General features: G+C 68.4%; 12 protein-coding genes, 1 tRNA gene and 1 pseudogene. 11 read left to right on the forward strand and 3 right to left on the reverse strand.

Annotation, left to right across the window (positions count from 1 at the left end):
- From D7V80_RS32965 to D7V80_RS32985, 5 genes and pseudogenes are all read left to right on the forward strand, one after another.
- Window positions 1-541, forward strand: a pseudogene (locus D7V80_RS32965) (DNA primase); the annotation flags it as partial.
- A 90-nt stretch (window positions 542-631) separates the two neighbouring features.
- Window positions 632-2752, forward strand: coding sequence for an RNA polymerase sigma factor RpoD (rpoD, locus tag D7V80_RS32970; RefSeq protein WP_014395133.1), 2121 nt, complete (start codon window positions 632-634; stop codon window positions 2750-2752).
- A 96-nt stretch (window positions 2753-2848) separates the two neighbouring features.
- Window positions 2849-3181 carry an MGMT family protein gene (locus D7V80_RS32975; RefSeq protein WP_120591894.1) on the forward strand — a complete coding sequence of 111 codons (333 nt, stop codon included), beginning with the start codon at window positions 2849-2851 and terminating at the stop codon, window positions 3179-3181.
- Window positions 3182-3210: 29 nt separating this feature from the next.
- A tRNA-Ile gene (locus D7V80_RS32980) sits at window positions 3211-3283 on the forward strand.
- A 265-nt stretch (window positions 3284-3548) separates the two neighbouring features.
- Window positions 3549-4550 carry a VCBS repeat-containing protein gene (locus D7V80_RS32985; RefSeq protein WP_120591895.1) on the forward strand — a complete coding sequence of 334 codons (1002 nt, stop codon included), beginning with the start codon at window positions 3549-3551 and terminating at the stop codon, window positions 4548-4550.
- 324 nt (window positions 4551-4874) lie between these two features.
- Here D7V80_RS32985 and D7V80_RS32990 read toward each other — a convergent pair whose 3' ends face one another.
- On the reverse strand, window positions 4875-8084 hold the full coding sequence (locus D7V80_RS32990) for an ELWxxDGT repeat protein (RefSeq protein ID WP_147447285.1): 3210 nt from the start codon (window positions 8082-8084) through the stop codon (window positions 4875-4877).
- Window positions 8085-8634: 550 nt separating this feature from the next.
- On the opposite strand from D7V80_RS32990, the gene D7V80_RS33000 reads away from it, so the two are divergent.
- From D7V80_RS33000 to D7V80_RS33015, 4 genes are all read left to right on the forward strand, one after another.
- The gene (locus tag D7V80_RS33000; RefSeq protein WP_147447286.1) at window positions 8635-9720 is read left to right on the forward strand and encodes a hypothetical protein; all 1086 of its coding nucleotides are present in this window, start codon (window positions 8635-8637) and stop codon (window positions 9718-9720) included.
- Window positions 9721-9766: 46 nt separating this feature from the next.
- Window positions 9767-10981: a methyltransferase gene (locus D7V80_RS33005; protein WP_120591898.1), complete on the forward strand. Its 1215-nt coding sequence runs from the start codon at window positions 9767-9769 to the stop codon at window positions 10979-10981.
- A 74-nt stretch (window positions 10982-11055) separates the two neighbouring features.
- On the forward strand, window positions 11056-13929 hold the full coding sequence (locus tag D7V80_RS33010) for a kelch repeat-containing protein (RefSeq protein ID WP_120591899.1): 2874 nt from the start codon (window positions 11056-11058) through the stop codon (window positions 13927-13929).
- A gap of 125 nt (window positions 13930-14054) precedes the next feature.
- The gene (locus D7V80_RS33015; protein WP_158616739.1) at window positions 14055-14432 is read left to right on the forward strand and encodes a cytochrome c oxidase assembly factor Coa1 family protein; all 378 of its coding nucleotides are present in this window, start codon (window positions 14055-14057) and stop codon (window positions 14430-14432) included.
- Between the two features lie 24 nt (window positions 14433-14456).
- Here D7V80_RS33015 and D7V80_RS33020 read toward each other — a convergent pair whose 3' ends face one another.
- On the reverse strand, window positions 14457-14885 hold the full coding sequence (locus tag D7V80_RS33020) for a tellurite resistance TerB family protein (protein WP_120591901.1): 429 nt from the start codon (window positions 14883-14885) through the stop codon (window positions 14457-14459).
- Between the two features lie 301 nt (window positions 14886-15186).
- Between D7V80_RS33020 and D7V80_RS43130 the strand changes: the two genes are divergently transcribed.
- Entirely contained in the window at window positions 15187-16794 is a 1608-nt protein-coding gene (locus tag D7V80_RS43130; RefSeq protein WP_233585893.1) for an MSCRAMM family adhesin SdrC, read from the forward strand.
- Window positions 16795-16908: 114 nt separating this feature from the next.
- Window positions 16909-17328, forward strand: coding sequence for a VOC family protein (locus D7V80_RS33030; RefSeq protein ID WP_014395123.1), 420 nt, complete (start codon window positions 16909-16911; stop codon window positions 17326-17328).
- Window positions 17329-17340: 12 nt separating this feature from the next.
- Here the strand turns inward: D7V80_RS33030 and D7V80_RS33035 are convergent.
- A partial coding sequence (locus D7V80_RS33035; protein WP_147447287.1) for a hypothetical protein occupies window positions 17341-18331 on the reverse strand: 991 nt, incomplete at its 5' end.

Consider the following 18331-nt stretch of genomic DNA (forward strand, 5'->3'; position numbering starts at 1 on the left):
CTCCTCGCCGTACCCCAACGCCGTCCCCGCCCAGGCCGTGCCGCGCCCGGTGCCCAAGCCCCAGGCGGAGCGCCCTCCGCCGGAGTCGGAAGCGCTCTATGTGGCCGCAATCCTTCGGGATTCCCGGCTGCTCGCCCGGGACACCTTCCGCGTGTGTGATGAGTTGTCACACATGGGATTGCGGATGGTGCTGGCCCAGACGACGTCCGGGCAGGGGCTGGAGGAGGCGCTCTTCGAGGCGTCCGAGGTCGTCAAGCGGACGCTCCTGGAGGCCGGCCGGCGGCTCTCCCCGGCGGGAATGGAGCTCGAAGCGGAGTTCATCCTCGCGTGCCGCGACATCATGAAGAAGCGCATTGACGAGCGGCTCGTTTATATAAAGCGAGCGACGGAACAGACGCAGGGGGCTTTTGATTTGACAGAGGAGACGCGGTTGCTCCTGTCCGAGCGCAAGGAGCTGCTGGCGCTCCGCAAGCGCGTCCTGGATGAGCTGACCCCTGCTTCCTCGGCAACGGGAACAAAGGGACCAATGCAACCGGTTTGAGTTCGCGTTTGTAAGAAAGCTCGACTTTGCGGTAGATCGGCCGGCTCGCCCAGGCCAAAGCACCTGATTTTCTTAAGGAGAAGTACCCGAATGCCGACGCAGAAGCCCCCCAAGGCATCCGTGAAGCCCACCAAGAAGAAGGTGGACCCGGTGATCCGCAAGAAGAAGGCCCCGGACAGCCCTGCGGCGAAGGTCACGAAGGCAGCGGAGCCTGAGGAGAAGGAGCTGCTGGCGAAGGACGCCCCCGCCGAGGCGCCCGAGAAGATCAAGAAGAAGAAGGGCGTCGCCGCCATGGCCGACGACGTGGACCCCGAGGAGGCCGCGGAGGAAGCCGCCGCCGCCGTCCAGGTGGACCCGGACGCCGTGGAAGACGACGTGGAGGAGGATCCCGTCGCCGAGCGCAAGGAGGTCAAGGACCTGCTGGCCGCGGGCCGCGAGAAGGGCTTCCTCACCTATGACGAGGTGAACGACGCCCTCCCCGCCGACATCGTGTCGTCCGATCAGATCGACGACGTGATGAGCATGTTCGGCGACAACGACATCGAGATCGTGGACGCGCAGAAGGCCGCGCAGTCCAACGAGATCAAGCCCACCGTCGCCGTCGAGGAAGAGAAGGAAGACCAGGACGAGGACGAGAAGGACGAGGACGACGAGCCGGGCGGCAAGTCCAACGATCCTGTCCGTCTCTACCTGCGCAAGATGGGCAGCGTCAGCCTCCTCACCCGCGAGGGCGAGGTGGAGATCGCCAAGCGCATCGAAGAGGGCGAGAAGGAAGTCCTGCGCGCGCTGCTCGCCTGCCGCGTCGCGGTGGCGGACATCCTGGACATCAGCAACCGCCTGAAGACGGGCAAGCTGCGCGTGCGCGACGTCATCAAGGACGCGCCCGAAGAGGCCCAGTCGGAGAACGCGGAAGAGCCCGCCGAGGAAGCAGCCGAGGGCGAGGCCCCCGCGCAGCTGGCGCAGAGCGAGCTCAACAAGATCGAGCAGATCTCCAAGCAGATCGAGCGCTTCCGCAAGTTCGCCAAGGACTGCGAGGTCCTGGAGGAGGAGCTCTCCGGGAAGAAGAAGCTCACGGAGGTGCGCAAGAAGGAGCTGAAGCAGGAGGTGAAGGACCTTCGGACCAAGATGATGGAGGTCCTGGAGGAGATGCGGCTGAACAAGAAGCAGGTGGACCGCATCGTCCTGAACCTCAAGGGCCTCATCGAGCGCGTGGAGAAGGCGGAGGAGGAGCTCGGGGACCTGGAGCGCCGCTACCAGGTCAACATGAAGGACCTGCGCCCGCAGCTCAAGGAGTCGCGCGAGAACCCGAACATCGCGAAGAAGCTCCAGAAGCAGCTCAACTTCACCCCGGAGCAGTTGGAGGTCCTGGACCGCGACGTGCGCACGGCGGTGCGGAAGATCAAGCGCGTGGAGGAGGAAGCCAACCTCCCCGTGGACGCGCTCCGCCGCAACTACGACGCCATCCGCCTGGGTGAGAAGCGCGCCGAGCGCGCCAAGAGCGAGCTGGTGGAGGCGAACCTGCGCCTCGTGGTCTCCATCGCGAAGAAGTACACGAACCGCGGCCTGCAGTTCCTGGACCTCATCCAGGAGGGCAACATCGGCCTGATGAAGGCGGTGGACAAGTTCGAGTACAAGCGCGGCTACAAGTTCTCGACGTACGCCACCTGGTGGATCCGTCAGGCCATCACCCGCGCCATCGCGGACCAGGCCCGCACCATCCGCATCCCGGTGCACATGATCGAGACCATCAACAAGCTCATCCGCACGAGCCGCTACCTCGTGCAGGAGATTGGCCGCGAGCCGACGCCGGAAGAGATCGCGGAGAAGATGGAGCTGCCGCTCGACAAGGTGCGCAAGGTCCTGAAGATCGCCAAGGAGCCCATCTCCCTCGAGACGCCCATTGGCGAGGAAGAGGACAGCCACCTGGGCGACTTCATCGAGGACAAGAGCCTGGTGTCGCCCGCGGACGCGGTCATCAACATGAACCTGGCCGAGCAGACCCGGAAGGTGCTGGCCACGCTCACGCCGCGCGAGGAGAAGGTCCTGCGCATGCGCTTCGGCATTGGCGAGAAGAGCGACCACACGCTGGAAGAGGTGGGCCAGGACTTCGAGGTGACGCGCGAGCGCATCCGCCAGATTGAAGCCAAGGCGCTGCGCAAGCTGCGCCACCCCAGCCGCTCCAAGCGCCTGCGCTCCTTCGTGGAGAGCTAAAGCCGCTGGAGTAGGCTGACCGCTGAACTTGAAGGCCTCCGTTCCTTGAGTGGACGGGGGCCTTCGTCGTTTCGTCCGTCCCGAGTGAGGTGCGCCATGGCCGCGAAGAAGCCCGCCGCAAAGCCCCTGCCCTTCTCCGACAGCGTGATGAAGCAGGTGCGCTCCATTCCCCGGGGCGAGGTGCGCTCCTACGCGCAGGTGGCCATCTACGCGGGCAGGCCGGGCGCGGCGCGGGGCGTGGGGCGGGAGCTGAAGCACCTGCCGGGGCAGGCCACGCAGGTGCCCTGGTGGCGGGTCATCCGCTCGGACGGGACGCTGGCGCCCCCGGTGGCGCACGAGCAGGCGAAGCGGCTGCGCGCGGAGGGCGTCACCGTGGACGAACGCGGTCAGGTGTTCCGCGTGGTGAAGAAGGACGGCAAGGGCTTATAGTCAGTGCGCGTCTGGCGTCAGAGACATGAGGGCCCTTAGCTCAGCGGTTAGAGCTGTCGGCTCATAACCGATTGGTCCCTGGTTCGAATCCAGGAGGGCCCACTCCCCTCACCTTCCGACTGCCGCTCCAGGGCAACCGCACTGGGGCACACGCCTGCCCCGGGCCACCTGCTCCAGCGCCAATTCCAGACAAGTCAAGCCCGAAGTCAAAAGAGGAACCAGAACTTCAGGATTTGAAGTTGTTTTGGGATTCGCCAATGCCAGTCTTGAGTGATTGCAAACGCAAGAGTAGTTAGCCACGCGTCGGCCTGGGCCCTGTCTATTCAACGGCCGGCGCGAAATCCCAATCACTACAGGAGCGTTGGATTTGTTCAACAAGGCAATGGCTGTCGCGCTGTTCTTGGCCCCTTTCATCCCCAGTGAAGCCCGAGATGGCATCTGGCCGGGCAGCGACACAATGGCGGACGTGAACGCGGACGGGCGCGACGATTTCATCTGGTATGAGTCGGCCGGCACCCTCCGGGTGGCGCTTTCCAATGCGTCCACCTTCTCGTCGTCCTCGACGTGGAGCTCCACGGCCTTCCCTACGGGCTACGGAGTCTGGTTTGCGGATGTGACGGGGGATGGCCGCGCTGATGCGATCTCCGTTCGAGAGTACCTGGATGGTGGCGCCATTCGCGTCATTGTCAGGCGCTCGAATGGCTCCTCCTTCCTCCCCGAGGAGGAGTGGTACTCGGAGGTCGGCTGGAGTGGCTGGACGCGCTTCGACTTCAAGGACGTGTCGGGTGACGGAAAGGCAGACTTCATCCTGAATCCCAACATTGATGGCGGCAGCGGAATCTCTGTCGCGACCTCCAACGGCACGGGCTTCAATACCCGTACGGCCTGGACGAGCACCTCCTTCGTCGCAGAGCGGCACATGTACTACGAGGACGTGACGGGAGATGGCATCGCGGACGCCATTGCCCACAACACGAACAGCATCATCGTCCGTCCGTCGACGGGGAGCGCCTTCGGGACGGCTTCGACGTGGCTCTCCGTTGGCTTCAACGGCACCAAGGGCGTCTGGTTCCGTGACGTGACGGGGGATGGAAAGGCCGACGTCATCGTCGAGAACACGGATGGCGTGCAGGTCCGGGCGTCGAGCGGCACGGCGTTTCTCGGAAGCGGGTATTGGGCTTCAGCCCTGGGCGGGAATCTGTCGACCTGGGTCGCGGATGTGACGGGAGATGGCAAGTCCGACATCGTCTACCGGTATTACGCGGTGAGCGGTGGCTGCCCTCTGAGTTGCCCTCCCGTGGTGACCCAGTGGGGCCGGGTTCGCAGATCTGACGGCTCGACGTTCCTGGCCTTCACCACCTGGTATTGATGTAACGCGAATGGTGGACGGCGACGAGACCTCCTCCTCGCCGTCCCACCCGTTGTCCAGGTAGGCGTAGAGGACATGGTGCGTGGCACGCTGGCGCAGAAGCAGGTACTGCCTGGTTCCCCTGCCCCGGATTGCTCTTCCCTCCTGCGTCCGGGGTGCTCGCATCCGGCGGTTCGGCGGACAGGGATGGGAGGCGACCGACGTGCCTGGGTTGTCGTGGGCCATCTGGCGACCTGCTCCTTCCGCGTCACCGTGCGAAGCACCACCGTCACCGGGACGGCGGTGCCCCGTCGTGGGCCTCCGCCATCCCCTACGGCCCCTGCGTCACGCGTTGATGCCGCGAGTGCCCTTGCGCCGGCGCAGCATCCAGCCCGACGCCAGCACGGACCAGAACGGCCACGCTCCTGGCGTCGGCCCCACGTTGCAGCCACCGCCGGAGTCGTCCTTGTCCCCGGCGGGCGGCTGCTGCGTCACGGCCCGCTCCACCTTCACCTGGAAGGTGCACCGGGCCTCGTTCCCCGCGGCGTCCTTCGCCGTGACGCTGACCAGGGTGTCCCCCACCGGGAAGCGCGTGCCGGAGGCGTGGCTGTAGGTGGGCACGACGGTCTCCCCGCGCTCGTCGGCGACGGTGGCCTCGGGGTAGGTGACGTCCGCGCCGTCCGTGCCGCGGGCCTGCGCCGTCACGTTGGCCGGACAAGTGAGGACCGGCGGCGTCGCGTCCGGCGCCGCCGGCGTGAAGTCCAGCGAGAGACTCCAGGGCTCGCGGCCATGCGTCTCGTCCATGGCGAAGAAGAAGAGCCGGCCGCCCAGACGCGCGAGGTTGGAGGGGTCCGAGGAGAGCGGGCCGGGCAGCACGTCTACCCAGCGGGAGGTCCCCGCCGCCGTGCCGTCCGTGCGCCACAGCTCCGCGCCGTGTCCGGGCTCCGCTGCGGAGAAGAGCACGATGCCCCGGTCCTCGATGGCCAGCGGCGCGAGGAAGGACGTCTCGTCCTCCACGAAGAAGCGCACGCCGGACTCGGCGCCAGGCCAGATGTCCGCCAGCCGCTGGGTGCCCTCCGGCGTGCCGTTCGTCACCCACGGCTCCATCCCGTGCGCGCCATCGTTGGCGGTGAAGAACACGGAGGTGCCCAGCTTCAGGAAGCCGCTGGGGTGGCTGCTGCCGGTGCCCGGGTGCAGGTCCACGAGTATCCGTGTGCCCGCCTCCGTCCCGTCGCTGATCCACGGCTCCCAGCCCTTCTCCGCGCTGCTGGATGCGAAGTAGAGCCGCCCGTTCACCCACGCGAGCCCGTCCAGGGCGGCGAACGTCTGGGGGACCAGGGGCACGGTGCCCTCCGGCGTTCCGTCCGTCTTCCAGAGGTGGGCCGGGTCACCCGCAGACTCGTCGTCATGGAACTCCGTCAGCGCGAAGAAGGCAACGCCGTTGGCGACCGCGACGTCGCTGACCCAGGTGGAGCTGGCGCCCGTCCCCTTCACGAAGGTCTTGAGCACCCGGGTGCCATCCGTCGTGCCATCCGTGAGCCAGAGCACGTCATCCCTGTCCGCGTTCTTGGCGGCGAAGAGCACCCGGTCCCCCAGCTTCGCGAAGGCATGCGCCTCATCCAGCACGGCCTCCGGGACAGGGAGCGGGATGGGCACGGTGCCCGCCTCCGTCCCGTCGCTCTTCCAGAGCTGCATGGCTTCGTAGTCGCCCGCGGTGAAGAGGAGCGTCCCGCCCAACTCGATGAGGTTGCGCGGCTGGCTTCCGTCCTCGCCGGGAACGAGGTCCTTCACCCGCGCCGTGCCCGCCGCGGTGCCGTCCGTCCGCCAGAGCTCCGCGCCGTGCGTGCTGTCCTCCAGCACGAAGAACAACCGGGTGCCCACCCGCTGGGTGGCGAACTCCTCCGCGAAGAGGTCCGCCCGGGTGTTGGCGAAGGTCGTGACCTTGGAGGTCCCGGCGGGCGTCCCGTCGCTCTTCCAGAGCGAGAGGAGCTGCCCGTCCTCGGAGGCCAGGAAGTAGACGTGGCCCGCCAGCTCTCCCAGGTTGGAGAGGGACGCCATGGACGACTGCGTCGCGCCCGCCGTCAGCGGCTCCATCAGGCGCGTCCCCGCGACGGTGCCATCGGTGCGCCACACCTGCGTCCCGCCCGAGAGCGGCTCGACGTGGAAGACAAGCGAGTCCCCCAGGCTCACCGGGTCGAGGGACCCCGGAGCGTAGCTGCCGGTGTAGCCCTCCCACGTCTTCAGCGCCGTGGTGCCAGCAGGGGTGCCATCCGTCTTGTACAGGCCGAGCATCCCCGCCTCGGGCGTGGCCTGGAAGTAGAGGTGGCCCTTCCAAGAAAGGAAGCCGGAGGGCTGCGAGTCCCCCACCCCGGGCCACAGGTCCGCCACGCGTGAGGCGGCGCCGGGCGTGCCATCGCTCGTCCACACCTCCTCGCCCGCGTCGTCGTCGTACGCGACGAAGAAGAGCCGGCTGCCCACGGCATGCAGTTCGTACGGGCGCCAGCGGTTGAAGCCCTGTACCTCCCCGGTGCCCGCCTCCGTCCCGTCGCTCTTCCAGAGCGCGCGGTCCGTGGAGAAGTACAGGGTGCTTCCCACGGCGCTCAGCGCGTTGATGCGGTCCTGGAACTCCGGGAACGCGTACACGACGGTCGTCCCTTCCGGGGTGCCATCGCTCTTCCAGAGCTGATCCATGGAGAGCCCCCCGACGAAGTAGGCGCTCTGCCCCATCCGGGTGAAGCGCCAGGTCTGGCCGCTCTCCGCTCCCGGCATCAGGTCCTTGACCAGGACGGTTCCCTCGGGCGTGCCGTCCGTCTTCCACAGCTCCATGCCGGTGGCGGGGTCGTTGCCGATGAAGAGCGCGACGCCGTCGAGCGCCACGCCGAGCGCGGTGATGCCGGAGGACTCGTAGCCGAAGGGGTCCACCCTGGACGGGAAGCGCTTGAGCTCCCGGGTTCCCGCTGGCGTGCCGTCCGTCTTCCACAGCGCGTTGCCAAAGGAGAAGAGGACGCCGGTGCCGAACGGAAGGACGGTGCCGCGCCGCTCGTCGGAGTCATCTCCCGAGCCCTCGAACTCCTGGAGCAGGACGGTTCCAGGAGTGGTGCCGTCCGTCTTCCACAGGGCCGTCCTTCCCAGGAAGCTCCGCGACGTGAAGAAGTAGGCCGCGTTGCCCACGGCGGTGAGCTCCGTGGGCCCCTGGACGCTGGAGAGCAGCCCCGGCGTCAGGTCCTGGATGAGGGTGGTGCCCGCGGAGGTGCCGTCGCTGCGCCACAGGTCCCTTCCCGTCAGGTGCGCGTCGAGCACCATGACGGAGGTGCCATTGGCCAGGGTGACGACGCCGCCACCGGAGCCGGAGGAGCTGGTGAGGATGCGCGGGAAGGGGCTCGGCTGGGAGTTCACGTCCCGCAGCAGCTCGGGGCCCGTGGCCAGCGCCAGCGGGCGCGAAGCGGGCGCGTTCGGGTGGGATGCGGCAGCGGCCTCCAGGGAGGAGGAACCGCAGCCAAGCAGGGGCACCAGGACGAGCCAACGGGCTCTCCGGACGAAAGATGGGTGGGTCACGTCGAATGGCCTCCAAGGACACACATGCGCGGGCATCGGAATGCATGCGGTACGCGCACGGCAGCAGGTCAGACGCGCGAGGGAGCAAAGATTGAGTCCGGGAGCCTCCCGGAACGAACCTTCACCGACCCGACCGGCGGAGCGGCCGCGCAGGGGAGGCACCGGCTCAGCGCCTCTCCAGCAAGGAGCGCGGGTCGAAGGTGACGCGAATGCGGGTGATGCGCCCGTTCTCGACATGGCTCCCAGGATGGCGTCGCTCTGGAAGAGCTCCAGCTTCATCCACTGGTAGGCCACGAACAGGAAGAAGTGGAGCCTACGCGGCTTGCCCGCGTATGGGGCCTGCGGGACACTTCATGACATGGGCTGCTTCTTCTGCGATCAGGGCCTCTGTGTCGACCCGGCTCATGAGGTCGTCAAGACCGTCACCTTCCCGTCCCTGACGTCCGGACGCTCTCTCACGCCGCAGGGCTCCTGCGTGTTCTGCGGGTTGGGCATCTGCCAGGACACGTCCCACCAGCCCCTCTCCAGCCCCCAGGCGTTCGACACCCCGGTGCCCATCTGGGACGTCCGGAACAGCTCCGGCCGGGGGCTGGCCCCTCCGCTTTCCTTCAGGCCCGTCACCCAGCAGGCGCCCCCGTTCGCGCGGGTGAGCCCGCCACGCGAGCCGCCCATCCTGATCAACGGCGTCGACCTCGAGGTCGCCCTCACGACGCGGCTGCATCCGAGCCAGGACGAAGAAGCGAAGATCATGTCGCGGATGATTGGCGCCGAGATTGGCACGAGGAAGCGGCACGCGATCCCCAAGATCATCCACCGCTTCTGGACCGGCGGCTCCATCCGGAAGGCCGCCCTCACCGGCCTCATCGAGGATGGTGATCTCGCGACCAGACATGGCTGGCGTTCCTATCTCTGGTACTCGGAAACCATCGAAGAGCTTCTGGAGAAGAAGCTCGGCCTCGACACACAGGTCCGCGACTCGCAGCGCATCGCCCTGAGGATGGCGGGCTACACCGTCTGCAGCCTGGAGGAGGTCCGGGAGATCGGGCTTCGCGTCCAGCTCCACCGCTTTGGAACCTCCGCGGGAACGACCTGCGCGCAGGGCGGCGGCTGGGATGAAATCAAATACTTCTCGGACTTCGCCCGCCTGGCCTACCTGTTCGCGTTTGGGGGCATCCACATCGATATCGACATGCGGCTGGGCGATATCGACCTGTCCAAGACCTACTATCACAACGACGTGAATGGACAGATTCCACTGCTCGGCACCCTTGCCCGAGACAGCCGGGACGTCGAGGTGGGCAGGCACCTCAAGTTCCTCAAGTCGCTGAGTGGGCAACTCCGCGTGCCCTGGCTGAAGTATGAGGACTCCGTGCGCTTCCTGGTCGATCGGGCGGTGACAGGCGCGGGGATGTTCAATGCCTTGATTGCCTCTCGCCCGGGCACGGGACACCTGGCGCTCGCGATCGATAAGTATTGCCAACAAAGCGATGTCATCAGCGGCATGGCCCTGCAGAAATACCTCCTGCTGGGACAGGCGGCGGGCCAGGGCGCCCGAGGATTCCAGCAGGCCGCCGTGCTCACCGTGCCGCCCTATCTCCTGCGGCTCAACCAGCTCACCGAGGAGAGCGACCTGTAGCGCGCAGACGCTGTGTCACGTGGAAGCCCGGGTAGGATGCGCCGCCATGGACTTCCAGGCGCGACTCGATGCGCTCACGCACCAGCTCCGCCCCTGGTCCCCGCTCTGGTCCCGCTCCATCCTCCAGGGCTGGCCCGGGTCCGCCGCCACCTTCCCCGAGGACTGGCGGGCCCATGCCCGGTCGCTTGATGAAACAGGCGAGCGCCAGCTGGACCAGGGGGTGCTCGTGGGCGCCCCACCCTCGTCCCTGTCCGCGCTCCTGGGCTCGCTCCAGGAACTGACGGCGCTGCCCTGGCATGAGGGCATCCACCCGCTGACCGTCGCCCAGACGCAGGGACTCAGCGCGAAGAAGACCCATGAGCTCGAGCGGGTGCTCGCCCTGCTCGCGTCCAGAACGCGCTTCGTCCAGCAGGCGGTCGATATCGGCGGCGGCATGGGACACCTCGCGCGCCTCTGTGCGCGGACGTTCGGGTGGACCTTCCACAGCATCGACCGGGACGCCGCGTTGCAGGACAAGGGCCGGCGGTGGCTGACGAGAACCCGCCCCCCGGGCGGCGACACCCTGCATTTCATCCAGGCCTCTGTTGAAGACGGGGACCAACCTCAAATCGATCCGCTCTTCTCCGGCCAGGACCGGGCCTCCATCGGTCTGCACACCTGCGGGCCGCTCGCCCTCACGCAGCTCCGCAAGAGCCAGGGAGCGGGCTTCGTCCTGAACGTCGGCTGCTGCTACGACAAGCTGGAGGCCCCTCGGGATTACCCCGTCTCCCGCTTCGGCGCCGCGCATCCCCTGCCCTTCACCCCGCATGCCCTGGCGCTGACGACGCGGGGACGGCATCACAAGACGGAGGTGGAGTTCGCGCGGATGAAGCAGGTGTACGCGTGGCGCTTCGCGTTCGATCTCCTGTCGAAGCAGCGCTTTCCCGAGCGCGGCTTCGTGCGGGCAGGGGACGCGCCCCGGACGCTCTATGACGGCCCCTTCGCCGGCTACGCGCGCGACCGCCTGGAGCGCCTGGGCCTGGAGCCCGGCATGACGGACGCCGAGCTGGAGGCCTTCGAGGTCTCCGTTCGCGCCGAGACGCGGGAGCTCCTGCTCTGCCATCTGCTGAGGGACCGCTTCGCGCGGGCGTTGGAGGTCGTGCTCCTGCTCGATCGCGCCATCTTCCTGGAGGAGCTGGGCTTCCAGGTCGAGCTCCTCCAGCTCTTCGATCCGCGACTGTCCCCGCGCAACCTCGCGCTCATCGCTTCGCGGGGCGCTTGAGCGCGGCCCCAGGAGTTTGGTGAGAGGACGGGGTCTCGGATACAACCGAGGCCCCGTCGAAAGGTTTCCGGCTCATGTTCCGCTGGTGGTGGCTGTCTGTTTGTCTTGTCCTTGGCGCGTGCTCCGGAAGCGACCTCCCCGAGGACGTTCCTCCCGGCTCGGACTCGGGGACGTCCGTTCCCCCGCCGGATGCCGGCGGAGATGCAGGCACCGACGGCGGCCCGCTGGATGCCGGCACCGATGGAGGCATCCCCGACGCGGGCTTTGACGCCGGCTCACAGGATGCGGGCAGCGATGGCGGCCTGGGTGACGCGGGCAGCGATGGCGGCGCGCAGGACGCGGGCACCGACGGAGGCAGGGATGGGGGGAGTGACGCGGGGTGCGTCCGCTGCGAGTCCCCGCCGCCTCCGAGCTGCTACGACGCGAAGACGCTCGTGACGTCGTTCCTGCCTGGCTATTGCGGTAGCGACGGTGGCTGCCAGTACTCCGCCTTCTACGAGCCGTGCCAGTACGGCTGCGCCAACGGCGCCTGCCAGCCCTGCCCTCCCCAGTGCGACGGCCGGGAGTGCGGTGACGATGGTTGCGGCGGATCATGCGGGACGTGCGACGACCCCCAGAGCTGCGGCGGCGGTGGACTGGCGGGCGTCTGCGGCCCCGAGCTGGGCTGCGGCAGCTGGAGCGCGGGCGCTTCGCTCCAGGTCGCCCGCGCGCATCCGGCGGCAGCCATGCTCTCGGATGGGCGCCTCTTCCTCGTGGGCGGGCTGACGGGCAGCGGGGCCACGCGCACCGCGGAGGCCTTCGACCCGGGCACGGACACCTGGACGCCCCAGGGCTCCATCCCCGACGGCGGGACGACGCCCGGGGGCGCGAGCAACAGCTTCTATTCCTTCCCGGGCGCGGCACAGCTCGGCACGGGGAAGGTGCTCGTCACCGGCTACGCGGACGAGGCCTACGCGCGCTTCGACCCCGCCACGGGCACCTGGACGCCCGGCAGTGGCATCACGACGCGCCTTCAGCCGCTCGTCCTCCCGCTGGCCAACGGGCAGGCCCTGGTGGCCAGTGGCATCACCGAGGGCGGCGACCGCGTCCTGCTGAGCTACACGTACGACGACGTCGCCGCGAAGTGGAACTACAGCACCTCGCGCGAGGGCCGCTACCGGGCCGCGGGGGTCCAGCTCGCGGACGGGCGGGTGATGGTGACTTCGGGCATCGCCGATGACGTCCATGGACAGGCCGCTCGCAGCGCGGAGCTGTACGACCCGGTCACCAACACCTGGAGCTACACCGGAGCGCCGCGCCGTCCCCACGCGGCAGCGGCACTCGCGCGGCTGCGGGACGGCCGCGTCCTCCTCATCGGCGGCACCTCCGTGCGCGGCTTCTTCTCGGGCACGGCGGTGCGCTCCACCAGCGTGGAGCTGTACGACCCGGCCACGGGCCTCTGGCGCGACACGGGGTTCCTCAACGTCGCGCGCAGCGGACACACCGCGACCGTGCTCGCGGATGGCCGCGTGCTGGTGGCGGGCGGCGTGGGCGCGGACGGCAAGGTCATCCCCTGGGTGGAGCTGTATGACGTGGAGACGGAGACGTGGACGCTCACCGCGCCGCTGTCCACCGCGCGCAGCTCCCACGTGGCCACCCAGCTGGCGAACGGGCGCGTCCTCGTGACGAGCGGCACGAGCCCCACCGGCGCCGCCCTCGCCTCCAGCGAAGTGGTGCAGCCCGCCGGCTTCTGCCCGGCCCACGGCTGCGTGCCCGAGTCCGACGATGCCCTCTGCGCGAAACAGGAGGCCGGCTGCGGCACCCTCAGCGTGCAGGATGCCTGTGGCACGACGCGGCAGGTGTCGTGCGGTCAGTGCTCGCTGTCCACCTCCTGCGGCGGAGCGGGCATCCCGTACCGCTGCGGCGCACCGGGCGGCGCGGGCTGGCAGGTGGAGACGCTGGGCACGGCGCTGGGCGGCGTGCGGCCGGGCATCGTCATCGAGGCGAACGGCGAGCCGGCGGTGGCCTATCCCTGGTACGACGTGGGTGGGGGCGGTGGCTTCACCTACGAGGTCTTCCTCGCACGACGGCACTCCCAGGGATGGAGCGCCGCGCCCATCCAGGGCGGCGTCCTCTCCAGCAACGTGGCCCTGGCGCGCACGAGCACGGGGCAGCTGCGCGCCGCCGCCACGATGCGTGTGTACATCTATTCCTCCAGCAACGAGGTTCCCGTCCTCCTGTCCTGGGACGAGGGGCGCTGGCGGGACGAGGTGGCCGCGCCCACCTACCCGGCGGTGAACGCGAGCCAGCTGGCGATGGGCCTGGGCCCCACGAACGAGCCGCTGGTGTGCACCATCGACCTGGTCAGCTCTTTCAACACCGCCGAGCTGCTCTGCTACGCGCGTGACGGCTCCGGGGAGTGGCAGCGGGACCGCGTGGACGCGCCGGGCTCCTACGGAGGCGCGCCTTCGGTGGCGGTGGACCGCGACGGCCTGCCGCACCTCGCCTACTACGACATGAACAAGAAGGCCCTCATCCACGCGGTGAAGGGCGCCACGGGCTGGACGCTGGAGACGGTGGACGCGAGCGCGGACGTGGGGCGCAGCGCCTCGTTGGCGCTGGACGCGCAGGGCCACCCGCACATCGCCTACCGCGATGCGACGAACAAGGACCTCAAGTACGCGCGCTGGACGGGCAGCGCGTGGAGCCTCGAACAGGTGGACACCGCGGATGATGTGGGGGGCACCCCGGCACTGGCACTCGATGCGCAGGGCCGCCCGCACATCAGCTACGAGGACCTCACGCGCCACAACCTGAAGTACGCGCGCTGGAGCGGCACCGCCTGGGAGTTCACCACCGTGGACGCCAGTGGAGTCGGTGGCGCGAACTCCGCACTGACGCTGGATGCCTCCGGGAGGGCCCACATCGCCTATTACGGACAGGGCCTGCGCTACGCGCGCGGACCGTAAAGGAGCGGGTCGCCGTCTGTCTGGCGAAGATTTCGCCGTGCCTTGGACACGCTTAAGGGGCGGTCCACAGACATCGCACAGCGGAAAGGACATACCGCATGCCCCGGCGCCGCCAGGAACCTGGAATGTCGTCCACCACGAGGTGGGTGCTGGCGGGGCTGCTGGGCCTGCCGCTGCTGTGTTGCGGCAGCGGAGGCCTGATGTGTCTGGGCATCCGGTCGGAGCTCCCCTACGCCGAGGCGATAGCGCGGGTGGAGAACCATCCCGGGGTCGTCAGGCTGCCGGGGGCGCCCATCAGCGCGAGCAGCTTCTTCAGCGGCTCGTTCAACCTGATGAACAAGGATGGCCAGGCGAACATGACCATCGACCTCTCCGGCAGCAGGCAGGACGGCCGGCTGGAGGTGAAGGCCGTCCGCACCGACGACGTCTGGGGCTTCAGCCGGCTGCGCGTGGTGGCGGCCAACGGCGAGGTGGTGGACGTCGGCGGATACAGCCGCCACTGAGCTCGCCGCCGCTCAGGCGCTCCCTCAGAGCAGCTTCGACATGATGTCGCGCTCGCGCTGGTCGAGCTTGATGGAGTCGAGCGTCCAGCTGATGAGCTCGTCGGCGACCGCGGCGTCGTAACCGAAGGTGGTGGCGGCCTCCTTCACCGACGCGCGCTCCTCGGTCGCGAGCTCTCCGTCGGCACAGGCCACTTCGACGAGCATGCGCAGCAGGGAGGCGCGCAGCTCGCGGATTTCGATCTTGCCGACGATGTCGGCGAGCCGGCCGGGCTTCTGGAACTCGGCCTCGATGAGCGCGGCGACCTGCGGATCGCGGGGCGACAGGCCGATGTTCAGCACCACCTCGTCGAGCTGCTGGCGCTCCTCTTCGGTGATGCGGCCGTCGCTCGCCGCCACGTTGGCCATGGCCTGGACGAACGCCAGCAACTGCTCCTGGGGGTACTCGCTCGACATATCATCTCCTGGGTAGGCAGCATGCGGCTGGCGGGGAACTCACCGCCAGCCACGGAGCCGGACTGCTCGTTCACGCAGGATAGTGGCGGCCCACGAGGAGCGAAAACGGTTTCAGCCGGACGCAGGCCCCGAGCGCACCCAGGGTCCTCGCACGGCGGTGCCTCCCGCTCCTCCCATTGCCGTCTCCACACCGGCGCGAGGAGCACGGGTTGGGGGCAATCCGGGCTTGTCGCCAAGAGGCGATGACGCGGAGGGACAAGCCGGCTCGCTTCTCGTCACGGAACCCGTGACAATCCGCGGCATGACCCTGCGACATCCGATTCTCTCCCTGTTGATTTTCACCCTCGCGGTCGTACCTACCCTTTCTGCTTGTGGCTCCGATGACGGCGATACCCCGTCGGATGCGGGCACCAGACCCGACGCAGGCCCCCCGCCCGACTCAGGTACCGAGTTCGACGCGGGCACCGAAGTGGACGCGGGCACCGAGTCCGATGCGGGCACTGAAGTGGACGCTGGCACGGAGCCCGACGCGGGCACCGAAGTGGACGCTGGCACGGAGCCCGACGCTGGCACCGAAGTGGATGCGGGTACCGAAGTGGACGCTGGCACGGAGCCCGACGCGGGCACCGAAGTGGACGCGGGTACCGAAGTAGATGCGGGCACTGAGCCGGACGCGGGCACCGAGCCGGATGCGGGCACCCCCCCTGACGCAGGCACTGAGCCTGACGCGGGAACCGAGCCGGACGCGGGCACCACCCCTGACGCAGGCACCACTCCCGACGCAGGCACCGACCCCTTCACCACCTGCGAGGGCGCGTGCCAGGACACCGCCGTCACGGTTCAGATTGGCGGGAACCAGCGCGTTTTGCCCCACGCCTTCTTCGGCTACACGGAGCCGGAGAACGCCGGGGACCCGTGGACGCTGTGGATCGAACTCAACAACGGATCAACGGATGAGTGCCCGTCCGAGACTGCGCCGCCCTCTCCGCAGCTCGTCAACGTCTACTCGGTGAAGGTGCCGGTGGACACGACTCCGGAGGTGGGCTCCTCGGGGGCGGGAGGACCGACCGCGACGCTGATCGACTTCGATGGCGAGCTCCTCTCCTCATGGCCTCCTTCCGCTCAAAGCACGAACCTCACCTTCACGCCCGTGGCGGCCTCGCTCTGCCCGAGCTGCATCAAGGCCGGGACGCCTCCCGCGAAGCACTTCGTGGCCTTCAATGTGGACGGCACCTACGCGAACGGCGCCATCTCCGGCCACGGGTACGCCACCTACTGCCCCTCGTTCGACCGCCTCCAGAACAACGAACCGGACGCAGGCACCGAACCGGACGCAGGCACTGAGCCGGACGCGGGCACCACTCCCGACGCGGGCACCAGCACGGATGCAGGCACCGACCCCTTCGGCACCTGCGAGGGAACGTGCCAGGACACCACCGTCACGGCCCAGTGGGACGAGAACCAGGTGGCCCTGAACCACGCCTACTTCGGCTACGTGGAGCCGACGAACGCCGCGGACCCGTGGAAGCTGGTGTTCGAGCTCAGCAACGGCGAGACGGATGAGTGCCCGTCTCTGACAGCGCCGCTCCCCCCGCAGATCGCCACCCTCGAATTGGTGAAGGCACCGATGGACACAACCCCCCAGACGGGCTCCACGGCGGGTGGACCGATATCGTACTTGTTCGACTTCGATGGCGCGCTCATGCCGGAGTATGCCGCTAGCGACACGGGCCTCACCTTCACGCCCGTGGCAGCCTCGCTCTGCCCCAGCTGCATCAAGGCCGGGACGCCTCCCGCGAAGCACTTCGTGGCCTTCGACGTGAACGCCACCTACGAGAACGGCGCCACTGTCTCCGGCCACGCGTACGCGACGTACTGCTCCTCGATGGACAGCCTCCAGAACAACTGAGCGCGGTCCCGACACGCGTTCCCCCGGCCCTCCGATTCGGGAAGGCCGGGGGAGCCCCGGTCAGCCCTTGAGGCGCAAGAGGCGCAAGAGGCGGCGCATGCTATCCATGCCGCCATGAGCGACGAGAACCCGAGCATCCTGTCCCACGTCTCCATTGGCACGAACGACTTCGCGCGCGCCGTGGCCTTCTACGACGCGGTCCTCACTCCGCTGGGCTGCCGGCGGGTGTTGGACTTCCCGAACGCGGTGGCCTACGGCCGCCAGTTCCCGGAGTTCTGGGTCCAGACTCCCATCGACGGGAAGCCCGCGACCGTGGGCAATGGCACGCACTTCTGCTTCATCGCCACGTCGAAGCAGGCGGTGGATGCCTTCCATCAGGCGGCCCTCAAGGCGGGAGCCACCGATGACGGCGCCCCCGGCCCGCGTCCCCTGTATGGCCCGCCCTACTACGGGTGCTTCGTGAGGGATCCAGACGGCCACAAGGTCGAAGCGCACTTCTGGGACACGTCGCTCGGCGGCCACGAAGGCGCCTGAGACGCAGGGGGCTCAGCGGGGAACCCGGAGGTACTCCTCGGTGCTCGGCGGGTACTCAGACCAGAAGTACAGGGTGCCCTGGTGTCCCATCAACGTCTCCTGCTTGCCGGCTTGGTCCGCGTCGGAGGCGAAGACAGACAGGCCCGTGGTGATCCGTGATGAGGGGTCACGCACGGCGGTCAGTGGCAGACGCAGGTCCACCTCGTAGCCCTGCCGGGTCCGACGCCAGCTGCCTTCCGCGCCGTCGAAGGCTTCGTCCTCCTCCTTCATCGCCGTCTCCACCCACTTCTGCCAGCGGCGCACCTGGAGCTTGCCACCGGGCTCCAGGAGCACGCCCAGCTTGAAGCTCCCGGAACCGGGCGACACGGTGAGCTCCAGGTGGTCCGAGTCCCGCCCGGCGGCGCCCTGGGTGAAGGGAACGACGACGTCGTCATCCACCCTGGCGTGCAGCCACAGCGCCTCTCCGACGCGCATCACCTGCCAGGCGAGCGCCAGGTCCCGCTCGTCGCGCCAGGCGTCCGAGCCCCACGGGATATGGATTCGCGTGTCCGCATGCGCCGTGGGGGCAAGTGCCCGTGCGGCCTTGATGCTGGCCGCCTGCCTCACCGGATATGGCTCGGCTCCATTCACGTGCAGCCCTTGCGTCGGGGTGAACGCCATGACGTCTGGCCGCAAGCGGGAGAAGCTCACGCGGCTTCCTCGCGAGCCATAGGGGCCATCGCAAGAGGTGAAGACATACTCGGTCGGGGTCACCTCCTCGAAGACCGACAGGTCCTGGTCCACCGCAAGAGAACGCACCTGGCCGTTCTTCAGCACGACCGGACACACGAAGCCGTCGCAACTCCCTTCGTCCGTTCCCTCTCGGGTGACCAGCAGCGTGCACGTGTCTCCATGACACTCATGGTGCAGGGGGACGGTGTGGTCGTCGCCGCAGACCTCGCGGGCCCTGGCAAGCGAGGCCTCCGGCACCGGGGACAGGAGCCGGGGCCCCGCGGGGAGGGCC

It is taken from the genome of Corallococcus sp. CA054B (assembly GCF_003611625.1).
Classification (GTDB): domain Bacteria; phylum Myxococcota; class Myxococcia; order Myxococcales; family Myxococcaceae; genus Corallococcus; species Corallococcus coralloides.

Excerpts from the sequence above, each read along its gene's own strand:
- D7V80_RS33010 (WP_120591899.1), top strand. The coding sequence starts at position 11,056 with ATGTTCCGCTGGTGGTGGCTGTCTGTTTGTCTTGTCCTTGGCGCGTGC.
- rpoD (WP_014395133.1), top strand. The coding sequence starts at position 632 with ATGCCGACGCAGAAGCCCCCCAAGGCATCCGTGAAGCCCACCAAGAAG.
- D7V80_RS33030 (WP_014395123.1), top strand. The coding sequence starts at position 16,909 with ATGAGCGACGAGAACCCGAGCATCCTGTCCCACGTCTCCATTGGCACG.
- D7V80_RS33005 (WP_120591898.1), top strand. The coding sequence starts at position 9,767 with ATGGACTTCCAGGCGCGACTCGATGCGCTCACGCACCAGCTCCGCCCC.
- D7V80_RS43130 (WP_233585893.1), top strand. The coding sequence starts at position 15,187 with ATGACCCTGCGACATCCGATTCTCTCCCTGTTGATTTTCACCCTCGCG.
- D7V80_RS33015 (WP_158616739.1), top strand. The coding sequence starts at position 14,055 with ATGTCGTCCACCACGAGGTGGGTGCTGGCGGGGCTGCTGGGCCTGCCG.
- D7V80_RS33020 (WP_120591901.1), bottom strand. The coding sequence starts at position 14,885 with ATGTCGAGCGAGTACCCCCAGGAGCAGTTGCTGGCGTTCGTCCAGGCC.
- D7V80_RS32975 (WP_120591894.1), top strand. The coding sequence starts at position 2,849 with ATGGCCGCGAAGAAGCCCGCCGCAAAGCCCCTGCCCTTCTCCGACAGC.